Origin of the sequence: Ferriphaselus amnicola (genome assembly GCF_000974685.2) — a bacterium.
Taxonomy (GTDB): Bacteria; Pseudomonadota; Gammaproteobacteria; order Burkholderiales; family Gallionellaceae; genus Ferriphaselus; species Ferriphaselus amnicola.
In genome coordinates this window covers 793,442-815,466 of record NZ_AP018738.1, presented here as the reverse complement: position 1 = coordinate 815,466, position 22,025 = coordinate 793,442, and the positions used below count along the sequence as shown (strand labels likewise).

25 protein-coding genes, 2 tRNA genes and 1 riboswitch are annotated in these 22,025 nt (G+C 57.4%); of the genes, 8 read left to right on the top strand and 19 right to left on the bottom strand.

Features of this window, described 5'->3' with window-relative positions; translation table 11 throughout:
- Positions 1 to 488: 488 nt before the first annotated feature.
- Positions 489 to 1,835 (bottom strand): exodeoxyribonuclease VII large subunit, encoded by a 1,347-nt coding sequence (gene xseA / locus OYT1_RS03915; protein WP_062627024.1) that lies wholly within the window; start codon positions 1,833 to 1,835, stop codon positions 489 to 491.
- Between the two features lie 342 nt (positions 1,836 to 2,177).
- On the opposite strand from xseA, the gene OYT1_RS03910 reads away from it, so the two are divergent.
- Genes OYT1_RS03910 through OYT1_RS03880 form a run of 7 tightly spaced genes read left to right on the top strand, consistent with a single transcriptional unit; the run spans position 2,178 to position 6,196 of the window.
- Positions 2,178 to 2,786 carry a MotA/TolQ/ExbB proton channel family protein gene (locus tag OYT1_RS03910; RefSeq protein WP_062626847.1) on the top strand — a complete coding sequence of 203 codons (609 nt, stop codon included), beginning with the start codon at positions 2,178 to 2,180 and terminating at the stop codon, positions 2,784 to 2,786.
- A 3-nt stretch (positions 2,787 to 2,789) separates the two neighbouring features.
- On the top strand, positions 2,790 to 3,212 hold the full coding sequence (locus OYT1_RS03905; protein ID WP_062626846.1) for an ExbD/TolR family protein: 423 nt from the start codon (positions 2,790 to 2,792) through the stop codon (positions 3,210 to 3,212).
- 1 nt (position 3,213) lies between these two features.
- A complete protein-coding gene (gene lpxK, locus OYT1_RS03900; protein ID WP_062626845.1) occupies positions 3,214 to 4,197 on the top strand; it encodes a tetraacyldisaccharide 4'-kinase in 984 nt (327 codons plus the stop codon).
- On the top strand, positions 4,178 to 4,366 hold the full coding sequence (locus OYT1_RS03895) for a Trm112 family protein (protein WP_062626844.1): 189 nt from the start codon (positions 4,178 to 4,180) through the stop codon (positions 4,364 to 4,366). The genes lpxK and OYT1_RS03895 overlap by 20 nt, the downstream gene beginning before the upstream one ends.
- On the top strand, positions 4,366 to 5,142 hold the full coding sequence (kdsB, locus tag OYT1_RS03890) for a 3-deoxy-manno-octulosonate cytidylyltransferase (RefSeq protein WP_062626843.1): 777 nt from the start codon (positions 4,366 to 4,368) through the stop codon (positions 5,140 to 5,142). The genes OYT1_RS03895 and kdsB overlap by 1 nt, the downstream gene beginning before the upstream one ends.
- Before the next feature lie 2 nt (positions 5,143 to 5,144).
- Positions 5,145 to 5,801, top strand: coding sequence for an adenylate kinase (gene adk, locus OYT1_RS03885; protein ID WP_062626842.1), 657 nt, complete (start codon positions 5,145 to 5,147; stop codon positions 5,799 to 5,801).
- Positions 5,798 to 6,196 (top strand): GlcG/HbpS family heme-binding protein, encoded by a 399-nt coding sequence (locus OYT1_RS03880; RefSeq protein WP_062626841.1) that lies wholly within the window; start codon positions 5,798 to 5,800, stop codon positions 6,194 to 6,196. The genes adk and OYT1_RS03880 overlap by 4 nt, the downstream gene beginning before the upstream one ends.
- Positions 6,197 to 6,268: 72 nt before the next feature.
- Here the strand turns inward: OYT1_RS03880 and OYT1_RS13970 are convergent, their stop codons facing one another.
- From OYT1_RS13970 to OYT1_RS03815, 13 genes are all read right to left on the bottom strand, one after another.
- A complete protein-coding gene (locus OYT1_RS13970) occupies positions 6,269 to 7,396 on the bottom strand; it encodes a methyl-accepting chemotaxis protein (protein ID WP_062626840.1) in 1,128 nt (375 codons plus the stop codon).
- 94 nt (positions 7,397 to 7,490) lie between these two features.
- Positions 7,491 to 8,261, bottom strand: a complete 771-nt coding sequence (locus OYT1_RS03870; RefSeq protein WP_062626839.1) for an oxygen-binding di-iron domain-containing protein — start codon at positions 8,259 to 8,261, stop codon at positions 7,491 to 7,493.
- A 144-nt stretch (positions 8,262 to 8,405) separates the two neighbouring features.
- Positions 8,406 to 8,482, bottom strand: a tRNA-Pro gene (locus OYT1_RS03865).
- Between the two features lie 258 nt (positions 8,483 to 8,740).
- Positions 8,741 to 8,829 (bottom strand) — tRNA-Leu (locus OYT1_RS03860).
- Between the two features lie 43 nt (positions 8,830 to 8,872).
- A complete protein-coding gene (locus OYT1_RS03855) occupies positions 8,873 to 10,183 on the bottom strand; it encodes an adenylosuccinate synthase (RefSeq protein ID WP_062627023.1) in 1,311 nt (436 codons plus the stop codon).
- 2 nt (positions 10,184 to 10,185) lie between these two features.
- Positions 10,186 to 11,355, bottom strand: coding sequence for an ATP phosphoribosyltransferase regulatory subunit (locus OYT1_RS03850; protein WP_062626838.1), 1,170 nt, complete (start codon positions 11,353 to 11,355; stop codon positions 10,186 to 10,188).
- Between the two features lie 4 nt (positions 11,356 to 11,359).
- Positions 11,360 to 11,545, bottom strand: a complete 186-nt coding sequence (locus OYT1_RS03845; RefSeq protein ID WP_062626837.1) for a DUF2065 domain-containing protein — start codon at positions 11,543 to 11,545, stop codon at positions 11,360 to 11,362.
- A complete protein-coding gene (hflC, locus tag OYT1_RS03840) occupies positions 11,546 to 12,442 on the bottom strand; it encodes a protease modulator HflC (protein ID WP_062626836.1) in 897 nt (298 codons plus the stop codon). It abuts the gene before it with no gap.
- A complete protein-coding gene (gene hflK / locus OYT1_RS03835; protein ID WP_062626835.1) occupies positions 12,443 to 13,624 on the bottom strand; it encodes an FtsH protease activity modulator HflK in 1,182 nt (393 codons plus the stop codon).
- Entirely contained in the window at positions 13,615 to 14,796 is a 1,182-nt protein-coding gene (gene hflX, locus OYT1_RS03830; RefSeq protein WP_062626834.1) for a GTPase HflX, read from the bottom strand. The genes hflK and hflX overlap by 10 nt, the downstream gene beginning before the upstream one ends.
- Positions 14,796 to 15,026, bottom strand: coding sequence for an RNA chaperone Hfq (hfq, locus tag OYT1_RS03825; RefSeq protein WP_035382914.1), 231 nt, complete (start codon positions 15,024 to 15,026; stop codon positions 14,796 to 14,798). The genes hflX and hfq overlap by 1 nt, the downstream gene beginning before the upstream one ends.
- 78 nt (positions 15,027 to 15,104) lie before the next feature.
- Positions 15,105 to 15,494 (bottom strand): YchJ family protein, encoded by a 390-nt coding sequence (locus OYT1_RS03820; protein ID WP_062626833.1) that lies wholly within the window; start codon positions 15,492 to 15,494, stop codon positions 15,105 to 15,107.
- A complete protein-coding gene (locus OYT1_RS03815; RefSeq protein ID WP_062626832.1) occupies positions 15,491 to 15,868 on the bottom strand; it encodes a VOC family protein in 378 nt (125 codons plus the stop codon). The genes OYT1_RS03820 and OYT1_RS03815 overlap by 4 nt, the downstream gene beginning before the upstream one ends.
- 114 nt (positions 15,869 to 15,982) lie before the next feature.
- On the opposite strand from OYT1_RS03815, the gene OYT1_RS03810 reads away from it, so the two are divergent.
- Positions 15,983 to 17,017 (top strand): aldo/keto reductase, encoded by a 1,035-nt coding sequence (locus OYT1_RS03810; RefSeq protein WP_062626831.1) that lies wholly within the window; start codon positions 15,983 to 15,985, stop codon positions 17,015 to 17,017.
- A 1-nt stretch (position 17,018) separates the two neighbouring features.
- On the opposite strand, the gene OYT1_RS03805 is transcribed toward OYT1_RS03810, so the two are convergent.
- From OYT1_RS03805 to purF, 5 genes are all read right to left on the bottom strand, one after another.
- The gene (locus OYT1_RS03805) at positions 17,019 to 17,912 is read right to left on the bottom strand and encodes a mechanosensitive ion channel family protein (RefSeq protein ID WP_062626830.1); all 894 of its coding nucleotides are present in this window, start codon (positions 17,910 to 17,912) and stop codon (positions 17,019 to 17,021) included.
- Positions 17,912 to 18,643 carry a pseudouridine synthase gene (locus OYT1_RS03800; protein WP_062626829.1) on the bottom strand — a complete coding sequence of 244 codons (732 nt, stop codon included), beginning with the start codon at positions 18,641 to 18,643 and terminating at the stop codon, positions 17,912 to 17,914. The genes OYT1_RS03805 and OYT1_RS03800 overlap by 1 nt, the downstream gene beginning before the upstream one ends.
- A 2-nt stretch (positions 18,644 to 18,645) precedes the next feature.
- Positions 18,646 to 19,137 (bottom strand): nicotinamide-nucleotide amidase, encoded by a 492-nt coding sequence (gene pncC / locus OYT1_RS03795; protein ID WP_062626828.1) that lies wholly within the window; start codon positions 19,135 to 19,137, stop codon positions 18,646 to 18,648.
- A gap of 27 nt (positions 19,138 to 19,164) precedes the next feature.
- The gene (locus OYT1_RS03790; protein ID WP_062626827.1) at positions 19,165 to 20,340 is read right to left on the bottom strand and encodes an O-succinylhomoserine sulfhydrylase; all 1,176 of its coding nucleotides are present in this window, start codon (positions 20,338 to 20,340) and stop codon (positions 19,165 to 19,167) included.
- Between the two features lie 35 nt (positions 20,341 to 20,375).
- A riboswitch (SAM riboswitch) is annotated at positions 20,376 to 20,453 on the bottom strand.
- A 29-nt stretch (positions 20,454 to 20,482) separates the two neighbouring features.
- Positions 20,483 to 22,009, bottom strand: a complete 1,527-nt coding sequence (gene purF, locus OYT1_RS03785; RefSeq protein ID WP_062626826.1) for an amidophosphoribosyltransferase — start codon at positions 22,007 to 22,009, stop codon at positions 20,483 to 20,485.
- Positions 22,010 to 22,025 lie beyond the last annotated feature (16 nt).

The following is a 22,025-nucleotide window of genomic DNA, read 5'->3' as shown; positions in this document are numbered from 1 at the left end:
ATAAAGCCGAAATCGGCGACATTGCGGCCTCGAAATTTTGAAATCGGAATCACATTTGAGTGCCATGGACGCGCCATACACCGTACTCCTCATAGCAGCAATGCTATCGCCGATATTTGCAATTGGGTTCGCCACCTATTACTACAGGCTCTTTCGCAGAGCGCCCGAACCCAAGCTCGCTGTGCCTGCCGTGGCGTTCATAGCGATCCTGCTAATATCGGCTATCATTTCGTATTTTCTCGGCATTGGCATAGGAGTCGAGGTCGCTTGTTCATCCGCTTCATCAGGCAACCTGTGCGGGTTATTTGGGTACTTCGTTCTAGGCCCACTTTTCTCATCTCTTTCCATTATCTTGGTCGCGAAATTCTGGTCGACCTATGCACGCAAAACACGCCGACCCTAAGCACCCCAAGGAAAGACCACGTTTGTCTAGCACGCGCCAGCTCAATCATGCATGAGAACATCTTGGCCTCTCTCGCACTTCGGCACTAGGCTTTCCCTGCTTCACGCACCCCGACCCTAGCCGAGCCTCGCGCGAAGGTGATGTTCAACTCGTCGCCCGCCTTGAGTTTCGCGCTATTGATCACCACCCGCCCCTGCTCGTCTTGCACCAGACTGTAGCCGCGCGCCAGCACTTGGCGGGGATCGAGGTAGCTCAGGTGTTGCGCGAGCGTATCTAGTCGCTCTTGTCGCTGACTGAGCAAGCGTTGCGCAGCGACACGTAGGCGGACGGCAAGTTCGGCCTGACGTTGTTGCTGCGTGGCGAGATCGGGACGGATGGCGATCAAGCGGCGACTGGCTGTCTGCCAGCGCCAGTGCTGGCGCTGCACACCGTATGCCAATGCGCCGCTCAAGCGTTGGCGTAGATGCTCCAAATGCTGGCGCTGTTGCTGCGCCCGCGCTGCCGGATGCACCAAGCACCGTTGCAAATAATCCAGTTGCTGCATGGAACGCTGGAGTTGACCTTGTTGGCTGCGCACCAGCCGCTGTGCAGCTTGTTGCATCCGCTGCTGCAAGGTGGCGCGGTCCGGCGTAGCGGCTTGCGCGGCGGCGGTCGGTGTCGCAGCGCGCAGATCGGCGACGAAATCACTGATGGTGAAATCGGTCTCGTGACCGACACCGCTGATGGTAGGAATCTCGCTCTCCGCGATGGCGCGCGCCACCACTTCCTCGTTGAACGCCCACAGATCTTCGATACTTCCACCGCCTCGACAAACGATCAGCACATCGCACTCGGCTCGCCGATTGGCGGCGGCGATAGCCTGGGCGATCTTCGCCGCCGCGCCCTCGCCCTGCACCGGCACCGGATAGAGCACGACAGGAATGGCGGGCATGCGCTTGTGCAATGTGGTCAACACATCACGCAGCGCCGCCGCCTGAGGCGAGGTGACCAGACCGATGCGGCCCGGGTAAACGGGCAAGGCGCGTTTGCGGGCGGCATCGAATAGCCCTTCCGCTTCCAGTTTGCGCTTGAGTCGCTCGAACGCTTCGTACAGTGCGCCCAACCCCGCCGGACGCATTTGTTCGATGGTGAGCTGGAAGTCACCGCGCGCTTCGTACAAGGTGGCCAGCGCCAGCACTTCGACTTGAGAACCATTGCGCGGCTGCCAGTCTAGAAACTGGTTTCGATTGCGGAACATGACGCAACGCACCTGCGCTTGCTCGTCTTTGAGCGACAGATACCAGTGGCCGGAAGCAGCGTTGGTGAAGTTGGAAATCTCGCCTTTCACCCACATCAGCGGCAAGCCGCCTTCTAACAACTGGCGCACCAACCGCGTGAGATCCCTTACACGAAAAACCCGGTTCTTGTCTTCAAAAAAGAGTTCAGAATTCATCTTGACTTCCACTAATTATTCACAAACCTAGCAACCACGCCACTTTCTGGGGCGTTAGCCATCGAAAAATAGTCATAAATTCACAACACATTGTTTTTATTGGTTTATATTTATGCTCAATAAATGAGCAGAGGGAATATTTCAGTTACTTTGCAGTGCATTAGCGCATTAGTGCGCAACTCATCCACAGAGTTATCCACAGCTTTTGTGCACAACAAGAAAATCTCTTTTCGTATGAGGTTTTAGCGTGATTTTGCTCAGACTAAGGATGAGATACCTTGCTCAAACTGACCTGACACGCTACAGTTCGCCCCGTCATTTAAGCATAGTTGGAGCACCTCAGTGTTTGCCATCGTTGAAGCGGCCGGCTGGCCGATCTGGTTGTTGATTATCTCCTCTATCGTTGCCGTCGCGCTCATCGCCGAGCGGCTGATGTTCCTGCGCAACAAGACCGTCGCACCACCCGATCTGCTGAATCAGGTGGTCAAGGAATTGGGACAGCATGGCGTCACCGACACGATGCTGGCGCGCCTTTCTACCCACTCGCCGTTGGGACGCATCTTTGCGGCTGGGCTAAAGAATGTAAAAAGTACGCCTGAGGTGATGAAGGATTCCATCGAAGAAGCCGGACGTGCCACATCGCACGAGCTGGAGCGCTTCCTCACCACGCTGGGTACGGTCGCTTCGATCAGCCCCTTACTCGGCCTTTTCGGTACTGTGGTCGGCATGATCGAGATCTTCGGCTCGCAAACTGCTGCCGGCAATACGCCCGCCATCCTCGCTCATGGCATTTCGGTGGCACTGTACAACACCGCGTTCGGCCTGATTGTGGCCGTACCCAGCATGATCTTCTACCGCCATTTCCGCGCCAAGGTCGATACACTGACCATCGAGATGGAACAGCAGGCGATCAAGTTGGTCGAGATCGTCCACGGCGAACGCAAGGATTAAGCCGTGAACTTCCAGCGTGGCCGCTCCCGCGAAGAGCCGGAGATCAACCTGATCCCGATGATCGACATTCTGCTGGTGATCCTCATCTTCATGATGGTCACCACCACCTACGCCAACTTCTCTGGCTTACAGATCAATCTGCCACAGGCGGGCGGTGACACTCCGTCGGCCAAAGTCAACAAACAGATCAACGTCTCGGTAGATGCAACAGAGAACTACGCCATCGACGAAAAACCGGCGCTGTACTCCGGCGTAGAAAGCTTGGCAGCTGAGCTTCATCGCGCAGCGGGCGAGGACAAAGAGCCGGTCATCGTCATCAATGCCGATGCCAAAGCCACGCATCAGTCCGTGGTCAACATCATGGAAGCGGCACGCTTGGCCGGCTATAGCAGCATCACCTTCAAGACCGAGAAACGTAGCAAATAGCATGGCGCTGGAACGGCACTGGACTGGCTACACGCCACTGCACCTCGTCCTGCTGCCGCTCAGTTGGCTGTTCGGCGCACTCGCTGCCGCGCGCCGCACACTTTACCGTCTCGGTCTCCTCGCCAGTCACGCCCTGCCCGCTCCCGTCATCATCGTCGGCAACATCAGCGTCGGCGGCAGCGGCAAGACACCGCTGACCTTGTGGCTGGCTCAACAACTGCTGGATGCCGGCTGGCATCCCGGCATCATCAGCCGAGGCTACGGCGGTAGCGCCACCCATCCGCAGGAAGTGCGCAAGTCCAACACTGGCGAACAAGTGGGCGATGAACCGTTACTGATGGCGCAGCGCGAGCTATGCCCAGTATGGATAGGACGTGACCGCGTCGCCGCTGGGCAAGCGCTACTTGCGGCGCACCCCGAATGCGATGTGATCTTGTCCGATGACGGCTTGCAACATTACCGCCTGCGCCGTGATTTCGAGATCGCCGTGGTGGATGGCACCCGCCGCCTTGGTAACGAACAACTCTTGCCCGCCGGCCCTTTACGCGAGCCGGTTGCGCGCTTGCTCGGCGTGGATGCCGTCGTGGTCAACGGCGGCTCAGCCAAGACTGGCGAATTCGCCATGCAGCTGCACGGACAACAGTTCTACAACCTACTCAATCCCACTACGCTGGCGCAGCCCGCTGATTTCACCGAGCAGAACGTGCATGCTGTTGCAGGCATCGGCCACCCCGAGCGCTTCTTCCGCCATCTAGAGTCGCTGGGCCTAACGATCACCCGCCACCCTTTCCCCGACCACCATCCCTACCGCACCGTCGATCTCGACTTCTCCGATGCCGACGCGATACTCATGACGGAGAAAGATGCGGTAAAATGCGCGGCCTTCGCTAATGAGCATTGCTGGGTACTGCGGGTGGACGCGCAGATGAACACCTCACTCACCGAACGAATTCTGGACAAAATCAATGGACGCCAAGCTGCTTGAGATTCTGGTTTGCCCGCTGTGCAAATCGCCGCTGATTTACCACAAGGCCGAACAGGAACTAATCTGCCGCGCTGATCGCTTGGCATTTGCCATTCAAGATGACATCCCGGTGATGCTGGCTGACGAGGCTCGCAAGCTGACACCGGAAGAAGCTGAAGCTCTGAAATAATGACACCGTTCCACGTCGTCATTCCCGCCCGCCACGCCTCTACCCGCTTGCCGGGCAAGCCGCTGCTGCCGATCGCGGGCAAGCCTATGGTGGTACGGGTGGCGGAGCAGGCGGCGCAGAGCGGCGCACAGCAGATCTGGGTCGCCACCGACCATCACGCCATCGCCGCCGCCGTACACGAACACGGCTTCAAAGCTTGCCTAACCCATGAGCATCACACCAGCGGCACCGACCGCCTCGCCGAAGTGGTGGAGCAACGCGGTTGGAGCGACGACACCATCGTGGTCAACGTGCAAGGCGACGAACCGCTGATCCCACCGCAGCTCATCAGCGCGGTAGCACAACATTTGGCCAACCATCCCGAATGCGCCATCGCCACCGCCTGCCACGCTATCCACAACGAAGCCGATTTCCGTAATCCGAACATCGTTAAGGCAGTATTGGATAAAGACGGCAATGCGCTGTATTTCAGCCGCGCACCGATTCCGTATCCACGCGATACCTTTGCTGCCGGGCAAACTCTGCCGGAGCAACTTCCCGTACTGCGCCACATCGGCATCTATGCCTATCGCGCCAGCTTCCTGCGCGCTTATAGCCAGCTCATCCCCGCCGCCATCGAGCAGTTCGAGGCACTGGAGCAACTGCGCGCGCTGTGGCATGGCTACAAGATCGGCGTCACCGTTACCGACGACGCCCCCCCCGCAGGCGTGGATACCGAAGCGGACTTACACGTGGCGCGAGCCACTTTCGAACAACTTCTATCACAAGGAATCTGACCATGCGACTCATCCTCCTCGGCGCTCCAGGCGCAGGCAAAGGCACCCAGGCTAATTACATCAAAGAGAAGTTCGGCATCCCGCAGATCTCCACCGGCGACATGCTGCGCGCGGCAGTCAAGGCGGGCACCCCGTTGGGCATCGCTGCCAAGCAGATCATGGATGCGGGTGGTCTAGTGTCGGACGACATCATCATCAATCTGGTGAAGGAGCGCATAAAGGAGGCGGACTGCGCCAATGGTTTCCTGTTCGACGGCTTCCCGCGCACCATCCCGCAGGCGGATGCGATGAAGCAAGCCGGTGTGCCGATCGACTTCGTGGTCGAGGTGGACGTGCCGGACAGCGAGATCATCACCCGCATGAGCGGCCGCCGCGTGCATCCGGCATCGGGTCGCACCTATCACATCAAGTTCAATCCGCCCAAGGTGGAAGGCCGTGACGACGAGACCGGCGAAGAGCTGATCCAGCGCGCCGACGACACCGAAGAGACGGTGAAGAAGCGCCTCGACGTGTACCACAGCCAGACCAAGCCGCTGGTTGAGTACTACTCCGGCTGGGCGGCGCGCGGCGAAGCGGGCGCACCGAAGTACGTCCACATCCCCGGCGTGGGCAGAGTCGAAGGCATCCGCGACCAAGTGTTCGCGGCGTTGGGCGCATGAGCAGCAAACCCGTCCTGACGCTGGATGACGCGCGCCGCATCGCAGCGGCAGCCGAAACCGAAGCGCAAGCTAACGGCTGGAAAGTGACTATCGCCGTCGCCGATGACGGCGGTCATCTGCTGTATCTGCAACGCACCCACGACACCAAGTTCGGCAGCGTGGAGACGGCGATCATGAAGGCGCACGCGGCCGTGGCGTTCCAATATGCCACCAAAGACTCGGAAACGGCGGTGCAGACTGGCCGACTGATTCACCTCGCTCTGCCTGGCGTGATCCCGGCGGAAGGCGGCGTGCCGCTGCTGCGTGATGGCGTGGTGATCGGCGGACTGGGCATCAGCGGGGTGAGAGCCACGCAAGACGGGCAGATTGCAGCGGCAGGTGCAGCGGCGCTGTAGTTAAGAGTAAGCCTAGCTAAAACACAACGCGGCGCTGATAACAGCGCCGCGAACTTACTCAGATACAAAAAGTCAACTCGGCGAGTGACACAGCAGATTAATATCCACCTCTCCGGCGTGAGCGATACGATCCAGCGCCTTGATGACTTCCATACTACTGGCTTCAGTCTTAGCCAAGAACGCCAAACCTTGCTCTGGATTTCCTCCCCTTAGCGCCTCAAGCGCTGCCCTACCGTTCTCATGAACCTGTTTATGTGGAGCATCCATCTCACGATAGCCATCCAGCTTGGTAAAACAATCTTTACCTTCGCCTTCGGTGTACCACTTACCAAGGCGACAGTCAGAATGGGACGAGAAACTCTCCGGCGTACGATCCGATATCCCCATGAATACTTTGTATACTTCGAACTTGAACAGGATGTGGTCAATCTTGGCCACTTCGACAAAGCTGCGCAACGCAGCTGCGGAGATGGTTCCTTCCATCTGGTGTGAAAGCTCAAGCAGGCTCTTCATATTGTCCATCACCCGCGCCACCTCTTGACTGAAGGCATCTGACTTCTGTGCCCACTGCATCATTTGGCTGCGCGTCTGCTCGGTTTCCTGCTGAATCACCGCCACCAGACCCGATATTTCATTGGTCGCATTAGCGGTACGCTCAGCCAGTTTGCGAACCTCGTCAGCCACCACGGCAAAGCCACGTCCCTGCTCCCCGGCTCGCGCCGCTTCAATGGCCGCATTTAGTGCCAATAGATTGGTCTGATCGGCAACTTCCTTGATGAGTTTGACGATGCCACCAATCTGCCCAGCACGCTGAGTCAGGTTGTGAACATTCTGCGAGGTCTGCTGAGTGTCGCGCGACAAGGCTACCAAATTCTCGGCAATCTGCACCACAGCGGCACGATTGGCACCGGAGATGCTGGCAGCCTCAATGGCGTGCACCTTCTCCTCCTTCATCGCGCTAGCCACCTGCACCTGAGACTGCTGAAGTGCGGTGAACGAATCGCCAAAAGCCAGCATATTCCTATGCAAACTAACATTGACCGACTCGCGTAGTTCTACATTATCGAGCGAGGACTGAAGCTCTGCGACTCGCCGATGCGCCGTAGCCAACTCGGCCTCCAGCTCCTGAGCTCTGCGCTCCGAGATACGAAGCCTCTCTTGGAGACGATACTCTTCTTCTTTTGATTTACTAAAAAACATAATCCCCTCCTGATTTGATACGCTGCGTCATTACAGCGTATCGGCACCGAAGGGGATAGCTTGAGCAGAAGGAGAAAGCTCCCTCAATCTGGGACTATGGCAAACGATAGTGATCCTGTGTCATCACATCCACGCCACAAGGCAGATTCTCGATCCAGTCCAAGAATTCGTTCACCATCTTCTTACCCTTGAACATACGCCCATGTTGCGGCACGATCATTTCAACATCCATCTGTCTCACCATATTCACCCAGTAGCGACAAATCTTGTTAGAGACCATGTAACGACGATGGAACGCATCCATTGTTGGAATGTGCGCATTAAAGTCCGTCACCGGAGTGTCCGCCTCGTTATGATTAACGATCGAAGCGCCCATATCACCTGAGAACAGAATCTTGCTGATTGGATCATAGAATTGGAAGTTACCTTCCGAATGCATAAAGTGGGCTGGGACTGCTTTGATGATGCAGTTGCCCAACGTAAGGTTCATACCTTGATCAGGTATCGACTCAATGCGACCTTCAGCATTACCTACGCTGCAAAAATGCGGCACAAAGCGCGCCCACAACTTGGAGATCACCACCTTACAATCAGCGTGGATCATCCACTTATTGATGGATGCGATGATGTCTGGATCGGAGTGCGAGGCGAGAATGAATTCCAGCCGTTTGGGTGGAAAGTAATTGTGCATCGCCATCAGCAAACCGTTGTAGGTCATGTTGCCACCCGGGTCGATCAACGCACCATGACCGTTATCTACGATCAAAAACTGGTTGGCCTGCACTGCGACATTGGCCGTATCATCCACCAAATCGTCGAACATCAAACACAAATGCTTACCATCATTGAAGAGTTCGATCGCCATTTTGAGTTCTCCTTTATTGTTATCTGCTGGGGAATTCCCCTCCTGAGCTGCTCCCATGGCTGCGAGCAAGGGTACGATGATAACCGTTATACAACGCGTACAAAAGAAAAGGCCAGATAAGTACCGGCCTTTTCCCTTCTGATTTGGTCGGGGTGAGAGGATTCGAACCTCCGGCTTCTACGTCCCGAACGTAGCACTCTACCAGGCTGAGCTACACCCCGAAGTTTATTGCATTACCCTACTAGCGGACACTTCGGCCAGACAACCCACCGAACGCCGAGCAAGCTGCCCATCCACCGGCATATCGCCTAAACGAGGGGCGCGAATATATCCGAACGTAACGGGTTTTGGCAAGTCAGTCGAATTCAAAATCAGCTCAGAATGGACGTTTTCTGCTGATACGGAAATCGCTCATCCCAACAGTATCCAAGCATTTTGCGCAGGCGCACAAGTTGCTCTACATGGGTTCTAACTAGATATGGTGCCCGGGACCGGAATCGAACCGGTACGCCGATCTCTCAGCGGCAGATTTTAAGTCTGCTGTGTCTACCAATTTCACCACCCGGGCGGATGGATACGGGCGCTGCTTGTAGTAGCACCCGTGGTTGTCACTACTCGAAGGGGTGACGCAGGACGATGGTTTCGTCGCGATCTGGGCCGGTGGAGACCATATCCACCGGCACTTCGCAGATGGTGGCGATACGTTCCAGATAATCGCGGGCAGCCTTGGGCAAGGCAGCGTAGTCCTTCACGCCGACGGTACTATCAGTCCAGCCAGGCATCTCTTCGTACACAGGCTCGCAGCCTTCCAGCGCATCCGCGCCCGCAGGCAAGATGTCGCTGAACTGGCCGTTGATGTTGTAGCCAACTCCGATACGCACGGTCTCCAAGCCGTCCATCACGTCCAACTTGGTAATACACAGGCCGGATACACCGTTGATTTGGATGGAGCGCTTCAGCGCAGCCGCATCGAACCAGCCGCAGCGACGTGCGCGGCCTGTAGTCGAACCGAATTCGTGACCACGTTTGGCTAAGCCTTCGCCGATTGGATCGCGCTTATCTTCCGCATCATACAGTTCGGTGGGGAACGGGCCGGAGCCAACGCGTGTGGTGTAGGCCTTGGTAATGCCCAGCACGTAATGCAGTTGCTGCGGGCCGACACCGGCACCCGCCGAGGCCGCGCCGGAGATGCAGTTACTGGAAGTCACGAACGGATAAGTGCCGTGGTCGATGTCCAGCAACGTACCTTGTGCGCCTTCGAACAACAGATTCTGTCCGGCCTTGTTGGCTTCATAGAGTGCGCGTGGCACGTCCATCACCAGCGGTTTTAAACGATCAGCCAGCGCCAGTGCGCCGTCCAACGTCTGTTGAAAATCAACGGTGGCGACGTTGAAATAGTTCTTTAGCACGAAATTGTGATAATCCAGCACTTCGCCCAGTTTGGCGGCGAATCGTTCGCGGAAGAACAAATCTTGCAGACGAATGGCGCGACGCGCGACCTTGTCTTCGTAGGCCGGACCGATGCCACGTCCGGTCGTGCCGATCTTGGCTGCTCCCTTGGCGATCTCGCGCGCCTTGTCCACCGCCTCGTGGTACGGCAGGATCAGCGGGCAGGCTTCGGAGATGCGCAGGCGGTCGTAAACGTTGATGCCCGCTTCGACCAGCTTGTCCATCTCCTTCAACAGCGCGGTAGGTGACAACACCACACCGTTGCCGATGTAGCACATCACATGGCCGCGCAGGATGCCGGAAGGGATCAGGTGCAGAACTGTCTTTTCTCCGCCAATCACCAGTGTATGTCCGGCATTGTGACCACCTTGGAAACGCACCACGCCTTGCGCATGGTCAGTCAGCCAATCCACCACCTTGCCCTTGCCTTCATCGCCCCATTGGGTACCGATCACCACTACATTCTTAGCCATGTTCATTCCTGGTTTTTCAATTCGACGATCATCCATGAGCCATCACACAACACCAGCTCACGATCACAATTCAGTTCAGCGCGATGCGCTAGGTCACCTAACAAATCCACCACCACGATCTCGCCCTGCGCACGCAGGGCAGCGATCTTTTCCTGCAAGTCCGTGTCACTGCGCTGCGGCACGAGTATGCCTTTAGGCGTGGTGACGGGCAGAGACAAACGATAAAGCTGACGCAGATCCATGCTGAAACCGGTAGCGGCACGAGCACGACCAAAACCTTTGCCCAGCTCATCGTAACGCCCGCCCAGCGCTATCGCATCATGACTACCGGCGTGATACGCCGCGAACACCATACCGCTGTGATAGTGGTAGCCACGTAGTTCGGCCAAGTCGATACCGACCTCTTGTGCCAGCACACCGACCGCATCGGCGGCAGCTTGCAATGCATCCAGCGCAGCAGTGATCTCCGGCAATGACGGCAACAGTTTGCGCGCACGCGCCAGCACGTCGTCAGCCTTACCGTACAGACCCGGCAAAGCGAGCAGCGGCGCTTGCTTGTCAGCAGGCAAACCGGCCAGTAGTTCACGCAACTCGGTCATATCCTTGCGCTGCAACACACCAAATAAAGTCGCTTCGAGATCAGCAGCGATACCGGCATCACGCACCAAGGCGCGGAACACACCCACATGAGCCAGATCGAGATGAACCCCGCCTATGCCCAGCAAATCAAGCAACTCCAGCATCAGGTGCTGAATCTCCAGATCCGCGTCCAAGCCAGATACACCGTACAGTTCAGCGCCAATCTGCAGCAACTCGCGGCTAGGTGACAGACCGACCGGCTGAGTGTGCAGCACGCTACCGGCGTAGCACAAACGAGTCACGCCCTGACGATTGAGCAAGTGTGCATCGATACGGGCGACTTGCGGTGTAATGTCGGCGCGTAGCGCGAGAGTCCGCCCGCTCAACTGATCCACCAGCTTGAAGGTGCGCAGATCCATGTCGCGGCTACCGTTGATGAGCAGCGACTCAACGTATTCCAGCATGGGTGGCGACACCAACTGGTAACCGGACACACGCAGACGTTCGAGGATACGCGCGCGCATCTGCTCGATGCACCACGCTTCGTCCGGCAAGACATCCTGGATATATTCAGGCAACAACCAATTCGACATTCTTTTACTTTGCAAAATAAAGCAGTAACAAACCGCACACCATGGACGTGATGCCCATGAACCGCAACTGACCATCAGACAACTGGATCAGGCGCTGAAACGTCTCTCGCCATGCCGCAGGAAACAGGAAGGGCATCATCCCTTCCATGACCAGCATCAGCGCCAGCCCTGCGACCCAGTAATCGCCCATCTACTTAGCAGCAGGTGCGCTTCCAGCTGCCTTTCCCGAACTCTTCAGATACTTGAAGAAGGATGAGCTTGGATCGACCACCATCACGTCACTCTTATCCTTGAAGCTCTGCTTGTAGGCTTCCAGGCTACGGTAGAACGAGTAGAACTCGGGATTTTTGCCGAACGCCGCGCCATAAATGGATGCAGCCTTGGCATCGCCCTCACCCTTGGTCTTCTGTGCATCGCGATAAGCCTCAGCTAACGTCACTTCGCGCTGCCGATCTGCATCGGCGCGTATCTTTTCGCTTTCTGCATTGCCGGTCGCGCGCAATTCGTTGGCCACGCGCTTACGCTCGGCATCCATGCGACGATAGATGGATTCGCTGATCTCATGTGGAAAATCAACACGTTTCAGGCGAACATCCAGCACTTCCACGCCAATCTTGGCCGCATCAGCATTGGTCTTATCACGCAGCACCTTCATGATCTCGTCGCGTTCGCCCGATACCACTTCGTTGATGGTGCGCTTACCAAACTCTTCACGCATCGCCGCATCGACCGTTTGCATCAAGCGCGTCTGCGCACGCACTTCGTCGCCGCTTACGCTTATGTAGTACTGCTTCACATCGGCGATACGCCATTTCACATAGGAATCGACCAGCACGTTCTTTTTCTCAGCCGTGATGAAGCGCTCAGGCTCTGGCGAATCCAAAGTGAGGATGCGCGCATCGAAATAACGTACGTTCTCCATCACCGGGACTTTGAAATACAGGCCGGGCTTGGTTTTGATACTGACCACCTCACCTAGGCGGAACACGATGGCGCTCTGCCGCTGATCGACCACGAAGATACTCAAGCTCAACAGGAGTACAACTCCGATCAGCCCCATCAGCAAATTATTCTGATGCTTGCTCATTTAGCGCCCTCCCCGATCACGACCCAACGTCTCGCGGGTACGCTGTGCTGCTGGATCAAGCACCGGCTGCGAATCAGCAGCCTTGGTGACCTCAACAGGTGCAGCAGATGCTGGAGCTGCGGTAACCTGCATCAGCTTATCCAGCGGCAGATACAGCAAGTTATTGCCGTTTTTCTGATCCACCATCACCTTACTGGTGCTGCTCATCACTTGTTGCATCATGTCGATATACATGCGCTCGCGAGTCACCGCTGGCGCCTTTTCATACTCCACCAGAATCTGCTTGAAGCGGCTGGCATCACCCTCGGCATTGGCGATCATCGCCTGCTTGTAACCGTCTGCTTCTTGCAATAAACGCGCAGCAGCACCCTTGGCACGCGGCACCACGTCATTGGCGTAAGCCTGACCTTCGTTCTTCTGGCGCTCGCGATCCTGACCCGCGTTCACAGCATCATTGAACGCCGCTTGCACCTGCTCGGGCGGCTGAGCGTTCTTCAGCGAAACTTGGCTGACCAGAATACCGGACTTATAGCGATCCAAAATATCCTGAATCAGCTTGGTCGTCGCGGCAGCGACTTGAGCGCGTCCTTCATACAACACGAAGTCCATCTTGCTCTTGCCCACCACTTCGCGAATGGCGGTTTCTGCCGCCTGACGCACGTTCTCATCCGTGTTGCGGTTATTGAACAGATAGTCGGCGGGGTCTTTCAGGAAATACTGCACCGCAAACTGGATGTCCACGATGTTCTCATCGTCGGTCAGCATCAACGACTCGTCCAACTGTTTGTTGCGCTCGTTCTCGCGATAGCCGACTTCAACCGTACGCACCTGACTCAGATTGACGATCTCGACCGACTCGAACGGGTACGGCAGATGCCAGCGCGGGCCAGACTCCGTCGATTCGACGAACTTACCGAAACGCAACACCAAGCCACGCTGGCTCGCATCCACGATGTAAAAACCGCTAAAGACCCAAACTACCAGCCCGATGATGACCAGCAGCCCTAGTCCACCGCCAAATTTCATGCTAAAGCCACCGCCAGCACTGGGAGTATTTCCACCGCTGCCGCGACGCCCATCCAACAGCGCTTGCAACTTGGCATTCAGCTTGCGCACCAGCGCATCCAAATCGGGCGGGCCACCACTATTTTTGTTACCCCATTGCGGGTCGTTCAGTCCCATGTCATTCCGTCTTGTTGAGTTGCTTCTTCCACTTGGCGCGGCTGCGCCACCTGACGTTGCTCATTGGCCTCAACCAATGCCTGCCTCAATCCATCCATACCGTCGCCCGTCACCGAGCTCACGAAAACGCGGCAGATTCTACCACACTCGTCTCGCTCGACACTGGCAGGCAAGCCAACCAGATCGATCTTGTTGAACACCAAGACCTGCGGAATTTGATCCGCATCGATCTCGGCCAGCACTTTGTTCACCTCGGCGATCTGGATGTCACGATCAGGGCTGTTGATGTCCACCACATGCAGCAGTAGATCAGCCTGAGCCGTTTCTTCCAGCGTACCGCGAAACGCGGCCACCAAGCCGTGCGGCAGATGGCGAATGAAGCCGACTGTGTCCGACACGACCACCTGCGAACCGACCACCCGCCCATCCTCGACACTCGCCTGCCCCGGCAACCAGATACGGCGCGAGGTGGTATCCAGCGTAGCGAACAGCTGATTGGCGGCATACACGCCTGCCTGCGTCAGCCGATTGAACATAGTGGATTTGCCAGCGTTGGTGTAACCGACGATGGATACCGACAGCACCGCATTGCGCTGACGCGCGCGGCGCTGCAAGGCGCGCTGCTTCTTCAACTGCTTCAGCCGATCATTGAGCAACTCGACCCGCCGCGCCAATTTGCGTCTGTCTAGTTCAAGCTGAGTCTCGCCGGGGCCGCGTGCACCCACAGCGAACTTCTGCTGCCCCATGTCCTGATTCAAGCCTACCAAACGTGTGGAAAGGTACTTTAGCTGAGCCAGCTCGACCTGCACCTTGCCTTCGTGACTATTCGCGCGCAGAGCAAAGATGTCGAGGATCAACATGGTGCGGTCGATCACGCGGATGTTCATGCGCGCGGTCAGATTGCGCATCTGCGCTGGGGAAAGATCGTGATTGAATATAACGACACTGGCCTCAAACTGCTCGGCGATAGCGGCAACCTCATCGACCTTGCCGCTGCCCGCGAACAGCGAGGGATCAGGACGATAGCGCCGCCCTTCGACCATCGCGCAGACCTTCACGCCCGCGCTCTCTGCTAGCAAACGCAACTCCTCGCGGCTCTCGGCGTAATCTGGTTCGCCGAAATTAAGGCTAACCAGTACCGCCACTTCCGTGGCAGGTTGGCTGGCCGACATCAGTCTGCGTCGTAGGGGATGGTGACCGCGCGCGCCGGAACGATGGTCGAGATCGCGTGCTTATAGACCATCTGGGTGACGGTGTTCTTCAACAGCACCACGTATTGATCAAACGATTCCACCTGGCCTTGCAGCTTGATGCCGTTCACCAGGTAAATGGCGACCTGTACATGCTCCTTGCGCAGCGTATTCAGGAATGGGTCTTGTAACTGTTGCCCTTTTGCGCTCATGGTTCTACTCGCTTTGTTGTTATTGGGGCAGGCACTGTACTGGATTTTCGGGCGCACCGAAAGGGGCAAACGTGATAGCTACTCTGGGAAATCACCCTGCACGTAGAACCAGCGACCTTCCTCACGCACGAAGTGACTGACTTCGCGCATACGCTCCGCACGACCGCCAACACGATAGCGCGCAACGAACTCGACTACCGCACTATCTTCTTCAGCCTGATGGCGCAACACTTGCAATCCTAACCATTTCGGGCGCGGATCGTCGAACACGATCTCGGCAGGACGGGTACTGGCGTGCCAAGTCGCCAGCAGGTACGGCGCAAGCTCCAGCACGTAAGCGGCATAACGTGAACGCATCAAGGCTTCTGCGGTAGGTGAGGCTGAGCCAGCGTGCCAAGGCTGACAGCACGTGGCGTAGCTGCGTCCGCTACCGCAAGGGCAATCCAGCACTGGCGCGTGCTTCTTCACGCATTGACCTCAATGAATTCCAACGCATTGCCGTCCGGATCGCGGCAGAATAAGGCGCGTCGACCGGACTGGCTTTGCGTGTAGGCGATGCCCGCTGCGGCCAAGCGCTGCGCCAATTCCGTCACATCGTCCACCGCCACCGCCAGATGGCGATCTCGCCCGCCATGCTCCGGGCGCAACAAACCCACCTCTGGGTCGGGCAAGCGCATCAGATGGATTTGCTGACCGTCAGCCACGTCATACCACACGCCATCGAAACTCATGGATGGTCGCGCCGGATCGGGCGACAGGCTCAACAAGCCTTCGTAGAATGCGCGCGACCGCACCAGATCGGCGGACAAAAACGTGGCGTGCAACAGGGAGGAGATCTTCATCACAGCTAGAACGCAGGGTTACGGTGCGGCACTATAAATTTCGCCGCATCGGAAGGCAATCACCTCCACCTCATCGGCGTTAAAATAGCCGCCAAGCACTTTAGGAAGAACAACGTGGAATACCGAAAATTAGGTAGCAGCGACTTGATGGTGTCAGCCCTGTGTTTGGGCACGATGACTTTTGGCGAACAGAACACTGAAGTCGAGGCTCACGCCCAGCTCGATCTCGCCATCGCTCATGGCGTCAATTTCATCGACACTGCCGAGATGTATCCTGTTGCGCCGCGCGCCGAAACGGTACATCGCACCGAGGCCTACATTGGCTCCTGGTTAAAACACCAGCAGCGCGACCAGCTCATCGTCGCCACCAAGATCGCCGGGCCGGCGCGCGGGTTCAACTGGATACGCGGCACGCCACGTATCAACCGCGAACATCTGAACGCCGCAGTTGACGCAAGTTTGAGCCGTTTGCAAACTGATTACATCGATCTCTACCAGATCCACTGGCCGGATCGCTACGTGCCGATGTTCGGCGCGACCAGCTACGACGCGACACAAGAGCGTGATAGCACGCCGATCGCCGAACAGCTCGCAGCCTTGGCCGAGCTGGTCAAAGCGGGCAAAGTTCGTCACATCGGATTGAGCAACGAAACACCGTGGGGCGTGATGGAATTCGTACGTTGTGCCGAACAGCTCGGCTTACCGAAGATCGTCAGCATCCAAAACGCCTACCATCTGATGAACCGCACCTTCGAAAGTGGCTTAGCTGAAGTCTGCCACCATGTCGATGTTGGCTTACTCGCCTACAGCCCGCTGGCCTTCGGCCATCTCACTGGAAAATATCTCATCGATCCCCACGCGCATGGTCGCATCACCCTGTACCCCAACTTCGGCCAGCGCTACAACAAGCCCAACGTACCAGCTGCCTGCCGCGAATACATGCACATCGCGCAAGCGTCGGGTTTGAGCCCGGCCACGTTGGCACTCGCCTACGCCCGCACACGCGAGTTCACCACCAGCGTAATTCTCGGCGCAACGACATTGGGACAGCTACAAGAGAATCTGGATAGCGCCAACGTCCAGCTATCGACTGAAGTGCTAGAGAACATCGAAGCAGTGCATCGGCGATACCCGAACCCAGCGCCCTAAGTCAGCCAGCCCGCACCAGTGATACGCTGATCTTGCCTTCTTTGATGCGCATGTCGCGCTGCGGATAGGGAACTTCGATGCCGCGCAAGCGAAGTTGCGTTTCCAACGCCCATAGGTACCTCGCCTGAGTTGACTTTGGATGTCCGAGCGAATCCTCACCTATCCACACCACCAGCTCAAAATCCAGTCCGCTATCCCCTAGCCTCACCAGCCACACATCTGGGTCGCGCCCCGCCCCGCGCAGGGTCTGAGGCAAAGTCGTGGCAGCCGCGATACCCGCCTCACGCACTGATTCCTTGTCCGTACCGTAAGCCACTGAGAACGGGATATGAGTACGCCGCACCGCTTCGCCGAACGACCAGTTGACTACACGTCCGCTGATGAATTCTGAGTTCGGCACCAACACATCCATCAGATCGGAGGTGGTGATGCGGGTGTAGCGCAGATTGATCTCGATCACCACACCGGTCACGCCCGATTGCAGATCAACCACATCGCCGACCTTTATGGTCTTCTCGAACAAAATGATGATGCCGGAGACAAAGTTGTTGAGGATGTTCTGCAAGCCGAAGCCCAGACCGACACCGACTGCACCGCCAAGAAAAGCCAAGCTGGAAAGCTCGAAGCCCATGAAATTGAGCGCGAGCAGCACCCCAACGACCCATACCAGATAACCACTGATGCGCTGCAACAGATAGACACCGGGATCGTTCTTAGGATCGACTGTCATGCGCGAGATAGAACGACGCACCGCGCCCGATAGCTTCCATGCCGCCATCAAGATGACCGCCATACCCACGATACGTAGCAACGTGATGTCCGTCTTGCCGATCTCGAATAGTGGCTCACGCAAAAAGCCCAGCGTGTCATTCCACAATGTCTTGAAGAAGGCCATCAAAACCCCTCGTCTGCACGCAGATAGCGCCATTGCCCCGGCGGTAAATCAGACAACTTCACCTTGCCGATACGCACGCGTTTCAGCCCGACCACCTTCAGCCCGACGAGTTCGCACATACGGCGGATCTGCCGTTTACGCCCTTCGCGCAAAATGAAACGCAACTGGTCATCATTCAGCCAACTCACTTTGGCCGGACGCAGCTTCACGCCGTCCAGCGTCAGCCCGTGATTGAGCAGCGCCAGCCCGCGCTCGTCCAACTTGCCTTGCACGCGCACCAGATACTCTTTCTCCACCTGCGAGTCATCGCCGATCAACTGTTTAGCGATGCGACCATCCTGAGTCAGCACCAGCAAGCCTTGCGAGTCGATGTCCAAGCGACCGGCAGGTGCGATACCACGCAACTGCGAGGGATGAAAATCGATCTGCGCAGTATCGCCTGCGAACCGACTTGCCGCGCCGATCAAGGTCACCGCTGGCTTGTAACCGTCTTCGGCCTGCGCAGACACGTAGCCAACCGGCTTGTGCAGCAAAATAGTCACACGCGCCTGCTGCTGTGCCTGCGCCGCGCGCTCCAAGGTGATGCGCTGACTCGGCAAGATCTTCGTACCCAACTCGCTCACCACCACACCGTCCACCCGCACCCAGCCGCGCTCGATGTAACTATCCGCTTCACGCCGCGAGCACAGGCCCTGTTCCGACATGAGTTTTGAGAGGCGTACTTTTTCCATAATCAGGCCAGCAGGGTTTGTTGATTGAGTAGATCGGACACACCTTGCAAAGCGATGTGGACTGACTGCGCTCGGACTTCGCCGCGTCCGCCAGCGATATGATGCAAGCGGGAGACGACCTCGCCGTGCTTGCGCGCCCAAGCGAACCAGACCGTGCCAACCGGCTTATCCGGCGTACCACCATCCGGCCCAGCGATGCCGCTGACGGCCACCGCGAATTGGGCATGGCTGCGCAGCAACGCGCCCGTCGCCATCTCGCGCACCACGGCTTCGCTCACTGCGCCGTATCTTGCCAGCGTAGCCTGATTCACCCCCAGCATTTCGATCTTAGCAACATTGGCATACGTGACGAAGCCGCGCTCGAACCACGCCGAACTCCCCGCGATGTCAGTAATGGCCGCCGATACCGCACCGCCCGTGCAGGATTCCGCCGTCGCTAGCATCATGCCGTGCGACTTGAGCAACCCACCTACTTGCGCAGCAAGAATGTCCATTGATGTCCTCCGAAGGCCGAGAGAAAGCTAAGCCAAACCCCTCGCCAGATCGTTTTGAATATCGACCACCGCCTCCAGCCCGACCGCGATGCGGATCAGGCCATCGCTGATGCCCGCCGCCGCGCGTGCTTCCGGCGTGATGCGCGCATGTGTGGTGCTAGCGGGATGGGTAATCGTGGTCCTGGTATCGCCCAGATTAGCGGTCACCGACACCATTTTGGTGCTGTCGATCACCCGCCAAGCCGCATCCTTGCCACCCTTCACCTCGAACGACACGATGCCGCCGCCACTCTTTTGCTGCGTCATCGCCAGTGCATGTTGTGGATGCGAAGGCAAACCGGGGTAGAACACGCGCGCCACATTGGGCTGTTGCTCCAGCCACTGCGCCAGTTGCAAAGCGTTGGCACTGTGTGCATCCATGCGCAGTTTGAGCGTCTCCAGCCCCTTCAAAAACACCCAGGCATTGAACGCGCTCATGGTCGGACCGGCGGTACGCAAAAATCCGTACACGCCTTCCAGCAGCTTTTTGCCACCCAGCACTGCACCGCCGAGCACCCGCCCCTGACCGTCGATGTATTTGGTAGCGGAGTGGATCACAATGTCCGCGCCCAGTTTAAGCGGCTGTTGCAGGATGGGCGTGCAGAAGCAATTGTCCACCGCCAGCAGCGCGCCACATTCCTTCGCCACAGCGGAGATCGACGCGATGTCGGAGATCTCGGTCAGCGGATTCGACGGCGTTTCCAAAAAGAACAGTTTAGTGTTGGGACACACGGCGGCGCGCCATTGCGCCACGTCAGTCGCCGACACGTAAGTTGTCTCGATGCCGAACTTCTTCAGGATGTTGTTGAACAGATTCACCGTCGCGCCAAACAGGCTCTGCGAGGCCACCACATGATCGCCCGCCTTGAGCAAGCCCATGCACGCCGCCAGAATCGCCGACATGCCGGACGCTGTGGCAATGCACTGTTCCGCACCTTCTAGCGCCGCCAGCCGCTGCTCGAACATGGTCACCGTCGGATTGGTGAAGCGTGCGTAGATGTTGCCCGGTTCTTCGCCGATGAAGCGCTTGGCCGCTTGCTCTGCGCTATCGAACACAAAGCTGGAGGTCAGGAACATCGCCTCGCTGTGTTCGTGGAACTGGCTACGCTCGGTGCCCGCGCGCACCGCCAATGTCTCAGGCTGGTAATTTTCAAAATCTGACATGGTGACTCCCAAAAGCAAAACCCGGAAAGCTTAGAGCTAAACCGGGTTCACCCGCTTTAGCTGTATTTTTAACGCGCCCGCAAGCTGTTCCTCAAATCGGCGCAGGCGGAAATTAGCACTCGCCTTGTGACACGTCAACTGACTACATCGACGATGCGCTCATGGCCAAATCCAGCTCCATCTGATCTTCCTCTAAGGTGGAAAGCTTAGTCTTGCCGCTGCGAGCCGCTTCAACAGCATCAAGGTAATCAGGGGTGATATCCCCAGTGATGTAAACGCCATCAAAACAGGAAGCATCAAAACTTTCGATGTGCGGATTAGCCTTCTTCACTGCGGCCTTGAGGTCATCCAGATCCTGATAGATCAAGCGATCGGCGCTGATCTCATGGCAGATTTGCTCGTCGGTACGATTGGTGGCAATCAGTTCCTGACGCGTCGGCATATCGATGCCATAGACATTGGGGAAGCAGACGGGAGGGGCAGCGGAAGCGAAATATACCTTGCGCGCCCCAGCGTCACGCGCCATCTGCACGATCTCGCGGCTGGTGGTGCCGCGCACGATAGAATCGTCCACCAACAACACGTTCTTATCTTTGAATTCGACCGCAATGGCGTTGAGCTTCTGGCGCACCGACTTCTTGCGCATCGCCTGCCCCGGCATGATAAACGTGCGGCCGATGTAGCGGTTCTTGACGAAGCCTTCGCGGAATGGGATGCCGAGATGGTTGGCCAGTTGCAGCGCACTAGGGCGGCTGGAGTCAGGAATCGGGATCACTACGTCGATGTCGTGTTCGCCCCACTCACGCTTGAGTTTTTCGGCCAAATACTCGCCCATGTACAAACGCGTGGCATACACGGAGATGCCATCCATCACTGAATCTGGGCGGGCAAAATAGACGTACTCGAAGATGCAGGGATTGAGCGTCGCGCCCTCGGCACACTGCTGACTATGTATGTTGCCATCGAAATCGATGAACACCGCCTCACCCGGCGCGATGTCGCGCTCGAACTTGAAGCCCAGCGTATCCAGCGCCACACTTTCCGAGGCCACCAGGTACTCGGCCTTGCCGTTCATCTCGTGCGTACCGACCACCAGCGGACGAATGCCATGCGGATCGCGGAAAGCCAACAGACCATAGCCCGCGATCATTGCAACCACAGCATACGCGCCCTTCACCCGGCGCTGCACCCCTGCCACGGCGGCGAATATCTTTTGCGGATCAAGGCAGAAGCCTGTGGCTTGAGCCTGAATCTCATGTGCCAGCACATTGAGCAACACTTCAGAATCCGAGCCGGTGTTGATGTGCCGCAGATCCTGCTTGTACATGGCACGACGCAACTCTTCCGTATTGGTCAGATTCCCGTTATGACCCAGCACGATACCGAACGGAGAGTTCACATAGAACGGTTGCGCCTCGTTGTGATCCACCGCATTACCTGCGGTTGGATAGCGCACATGGGCGATGCCCGCGTTGCCCTTAAGGGCGCGCATATTGCGAGTTCGGAACACGTCGCGCACGAGGCCATTGCCCTTATGCAAACAGAAAGTGCGCCCCTCCAGAGTGGCGATACCCGCCGCATCCTGTCCGCGATGTTGCAGAACTTGCAAACCGTCATACAGCAACTGGTTGACGGGGGTTTGCGCTACTACGCCTAAAATGCCACACATAGATTCAGTCCAATAC

Excerpts from the sequence above, each read along its gene's own strand:
- xseA (WP_062627024.1), bottom strand. The coding sequence starts at position 1,835 with ATGAATTCTGAACTCTTTTTTGAAGACAAGAACCGGGTTTTTCGTGTA.
- lpxK (WP_062626845.1), top strand. The coding sequence starts at position 3,214 with ATGGCGCTGGAACGGCACTGGACTGGCTACACGCCACTGCACCTCGTC.
- OYT1_RS03895 (WP_062626844.1), top strand. The coding sequence starts at position 4,178 with ATGGACGCCAAGCTGCTTGAGATTCTGGTTTGCCCGCTGTGCAAATCG.
- kdsB (WP_062626843.1), top strand. The coding sequence starts at position 4,366 with ATGACACCGTTCCACGTCGTCATTCCCGCCCGCCACGCCTCTACCCGC.
- adk (WP_062626842.1), top strand. The coding sequence starts at position 5,145 with ATGCGACTCATCCTCCTCGGCGCTCCAGGCGCAGGCAAAGGCACCCAG.
- OYT1_RS03880 (WP_062626841.1), top strand. The coding sequence starts at position 5,798 with ATGAGCAGCAAACCCGTCCTGACGCTGGATGACGCGCGCCGCATCGCA.
- OYT1_RS13970 (WP_062626840.1), bottom strand. The coding sequence starts at position 7,396 with ATGTTTTTTAGTAAATCAAAAGAAGAAGAGTATCGTCTCCAAGAGAGG.
- OYT1_RS03870 (WP_062626839.1), bottom strand. The coding sequence starts at position 8,261 with ATGGCGATCGAACTCTTCAATGATGGTAAGCATTTGTGTTTGATGTTC.
- OYT1_RS03855 (WP_062627023.1), bottom strand. The coding sequence starts at position 10,183 with ATGGCTAAGAATGTAGTGGTGATCGGTACCCAATGGGGCGATGAAGGC.
- OYT1_RS03850 (WP_062626838.1), bottom strand. The coding sequence starts at position 11,355 with ATGTCGAATTGGTTGTTGCCTGAATATATCCAGGATGTCTTGCCGGAC.
- OYT1_RS03845 (WP_062626837.1), bottom strand. The coding sequence starts at position 11,545 with ATGGGCGATTACTGGGTCGCAGGGCTGGCGCTGATGCTGGTCATGGAA.
- hflC (WP_062626836.1), bottom strand. The coding sequence starts at position 12,442 with ATGAGCAAGCATCAGAATAATTTGCTGATGGGGCTGATCGGAGTTGTA.
- hflK (WP_062626835.1), bottom strand. The coding sequence starts at position 13,624 with ATGGGACTGAACGACCCGCAATGGGGTAACAAAAATAGTGGTGGCCCG.
- hflX (WP_062626834.1), bottom strand. The coding sequence starts at position 14,796 with ATGTCGGCCAGCCAACCTGCCACGGAAGTGGCGGTACTGGTTAGCCTT.
- hfq (WP_035382914.1), bottom strand. The coding sequence starts at position 15,026 with ATGAGCGCAAAAGGGCAACAGTTACAAGACCCATTCCTGAATACGCTG.
- OYT1_RS03815 (WP_062626832.1), bottom strand. The coding sequence starts at position 15,868 with ATGAAGATCTCCTCCCTGTTGCACGCCACGTTTTTGTCCGCCGATCTG.
- OYT1_RS03805 (WP_062626830.1), bottom strand. The coding sequence starts at position 17,912 with ATGGCCTTCTTCAAGACATTGTGGAATGACACGCTGGGCTTTTTGCGT.
- OYT1_RS03800 (WP_062626829.1), bottom strand. The coding sequence starts at position 18,643 with ATGGAAAAAGTACGCCTCTCAAAACTCATGTCGGAACAGGGCCTGTGC.
- pncC (WP_062626828.1), bottom strand. The coding sequence starts at position 19,137 with ATGGACATTCTTGCTGCGCAAGTAGGTGGGTTGCTCAAGTCGCACGGC.
- OYT1_RS03790 (WP_062626827.1), bottom strand. The coding sequence starts at position 20,340 with ATGTCAGATTTTGAAAATTACCAGCCTGAGACATTGGCGGTGCGCGCG.
- purF (WP_062626826.1), bottom strand. The coding sequence starts at position 22,009 with ATGTGTGGCATTTTAGGCGTAGTAGCGCAAACCCCCGTCAACCAGTTG.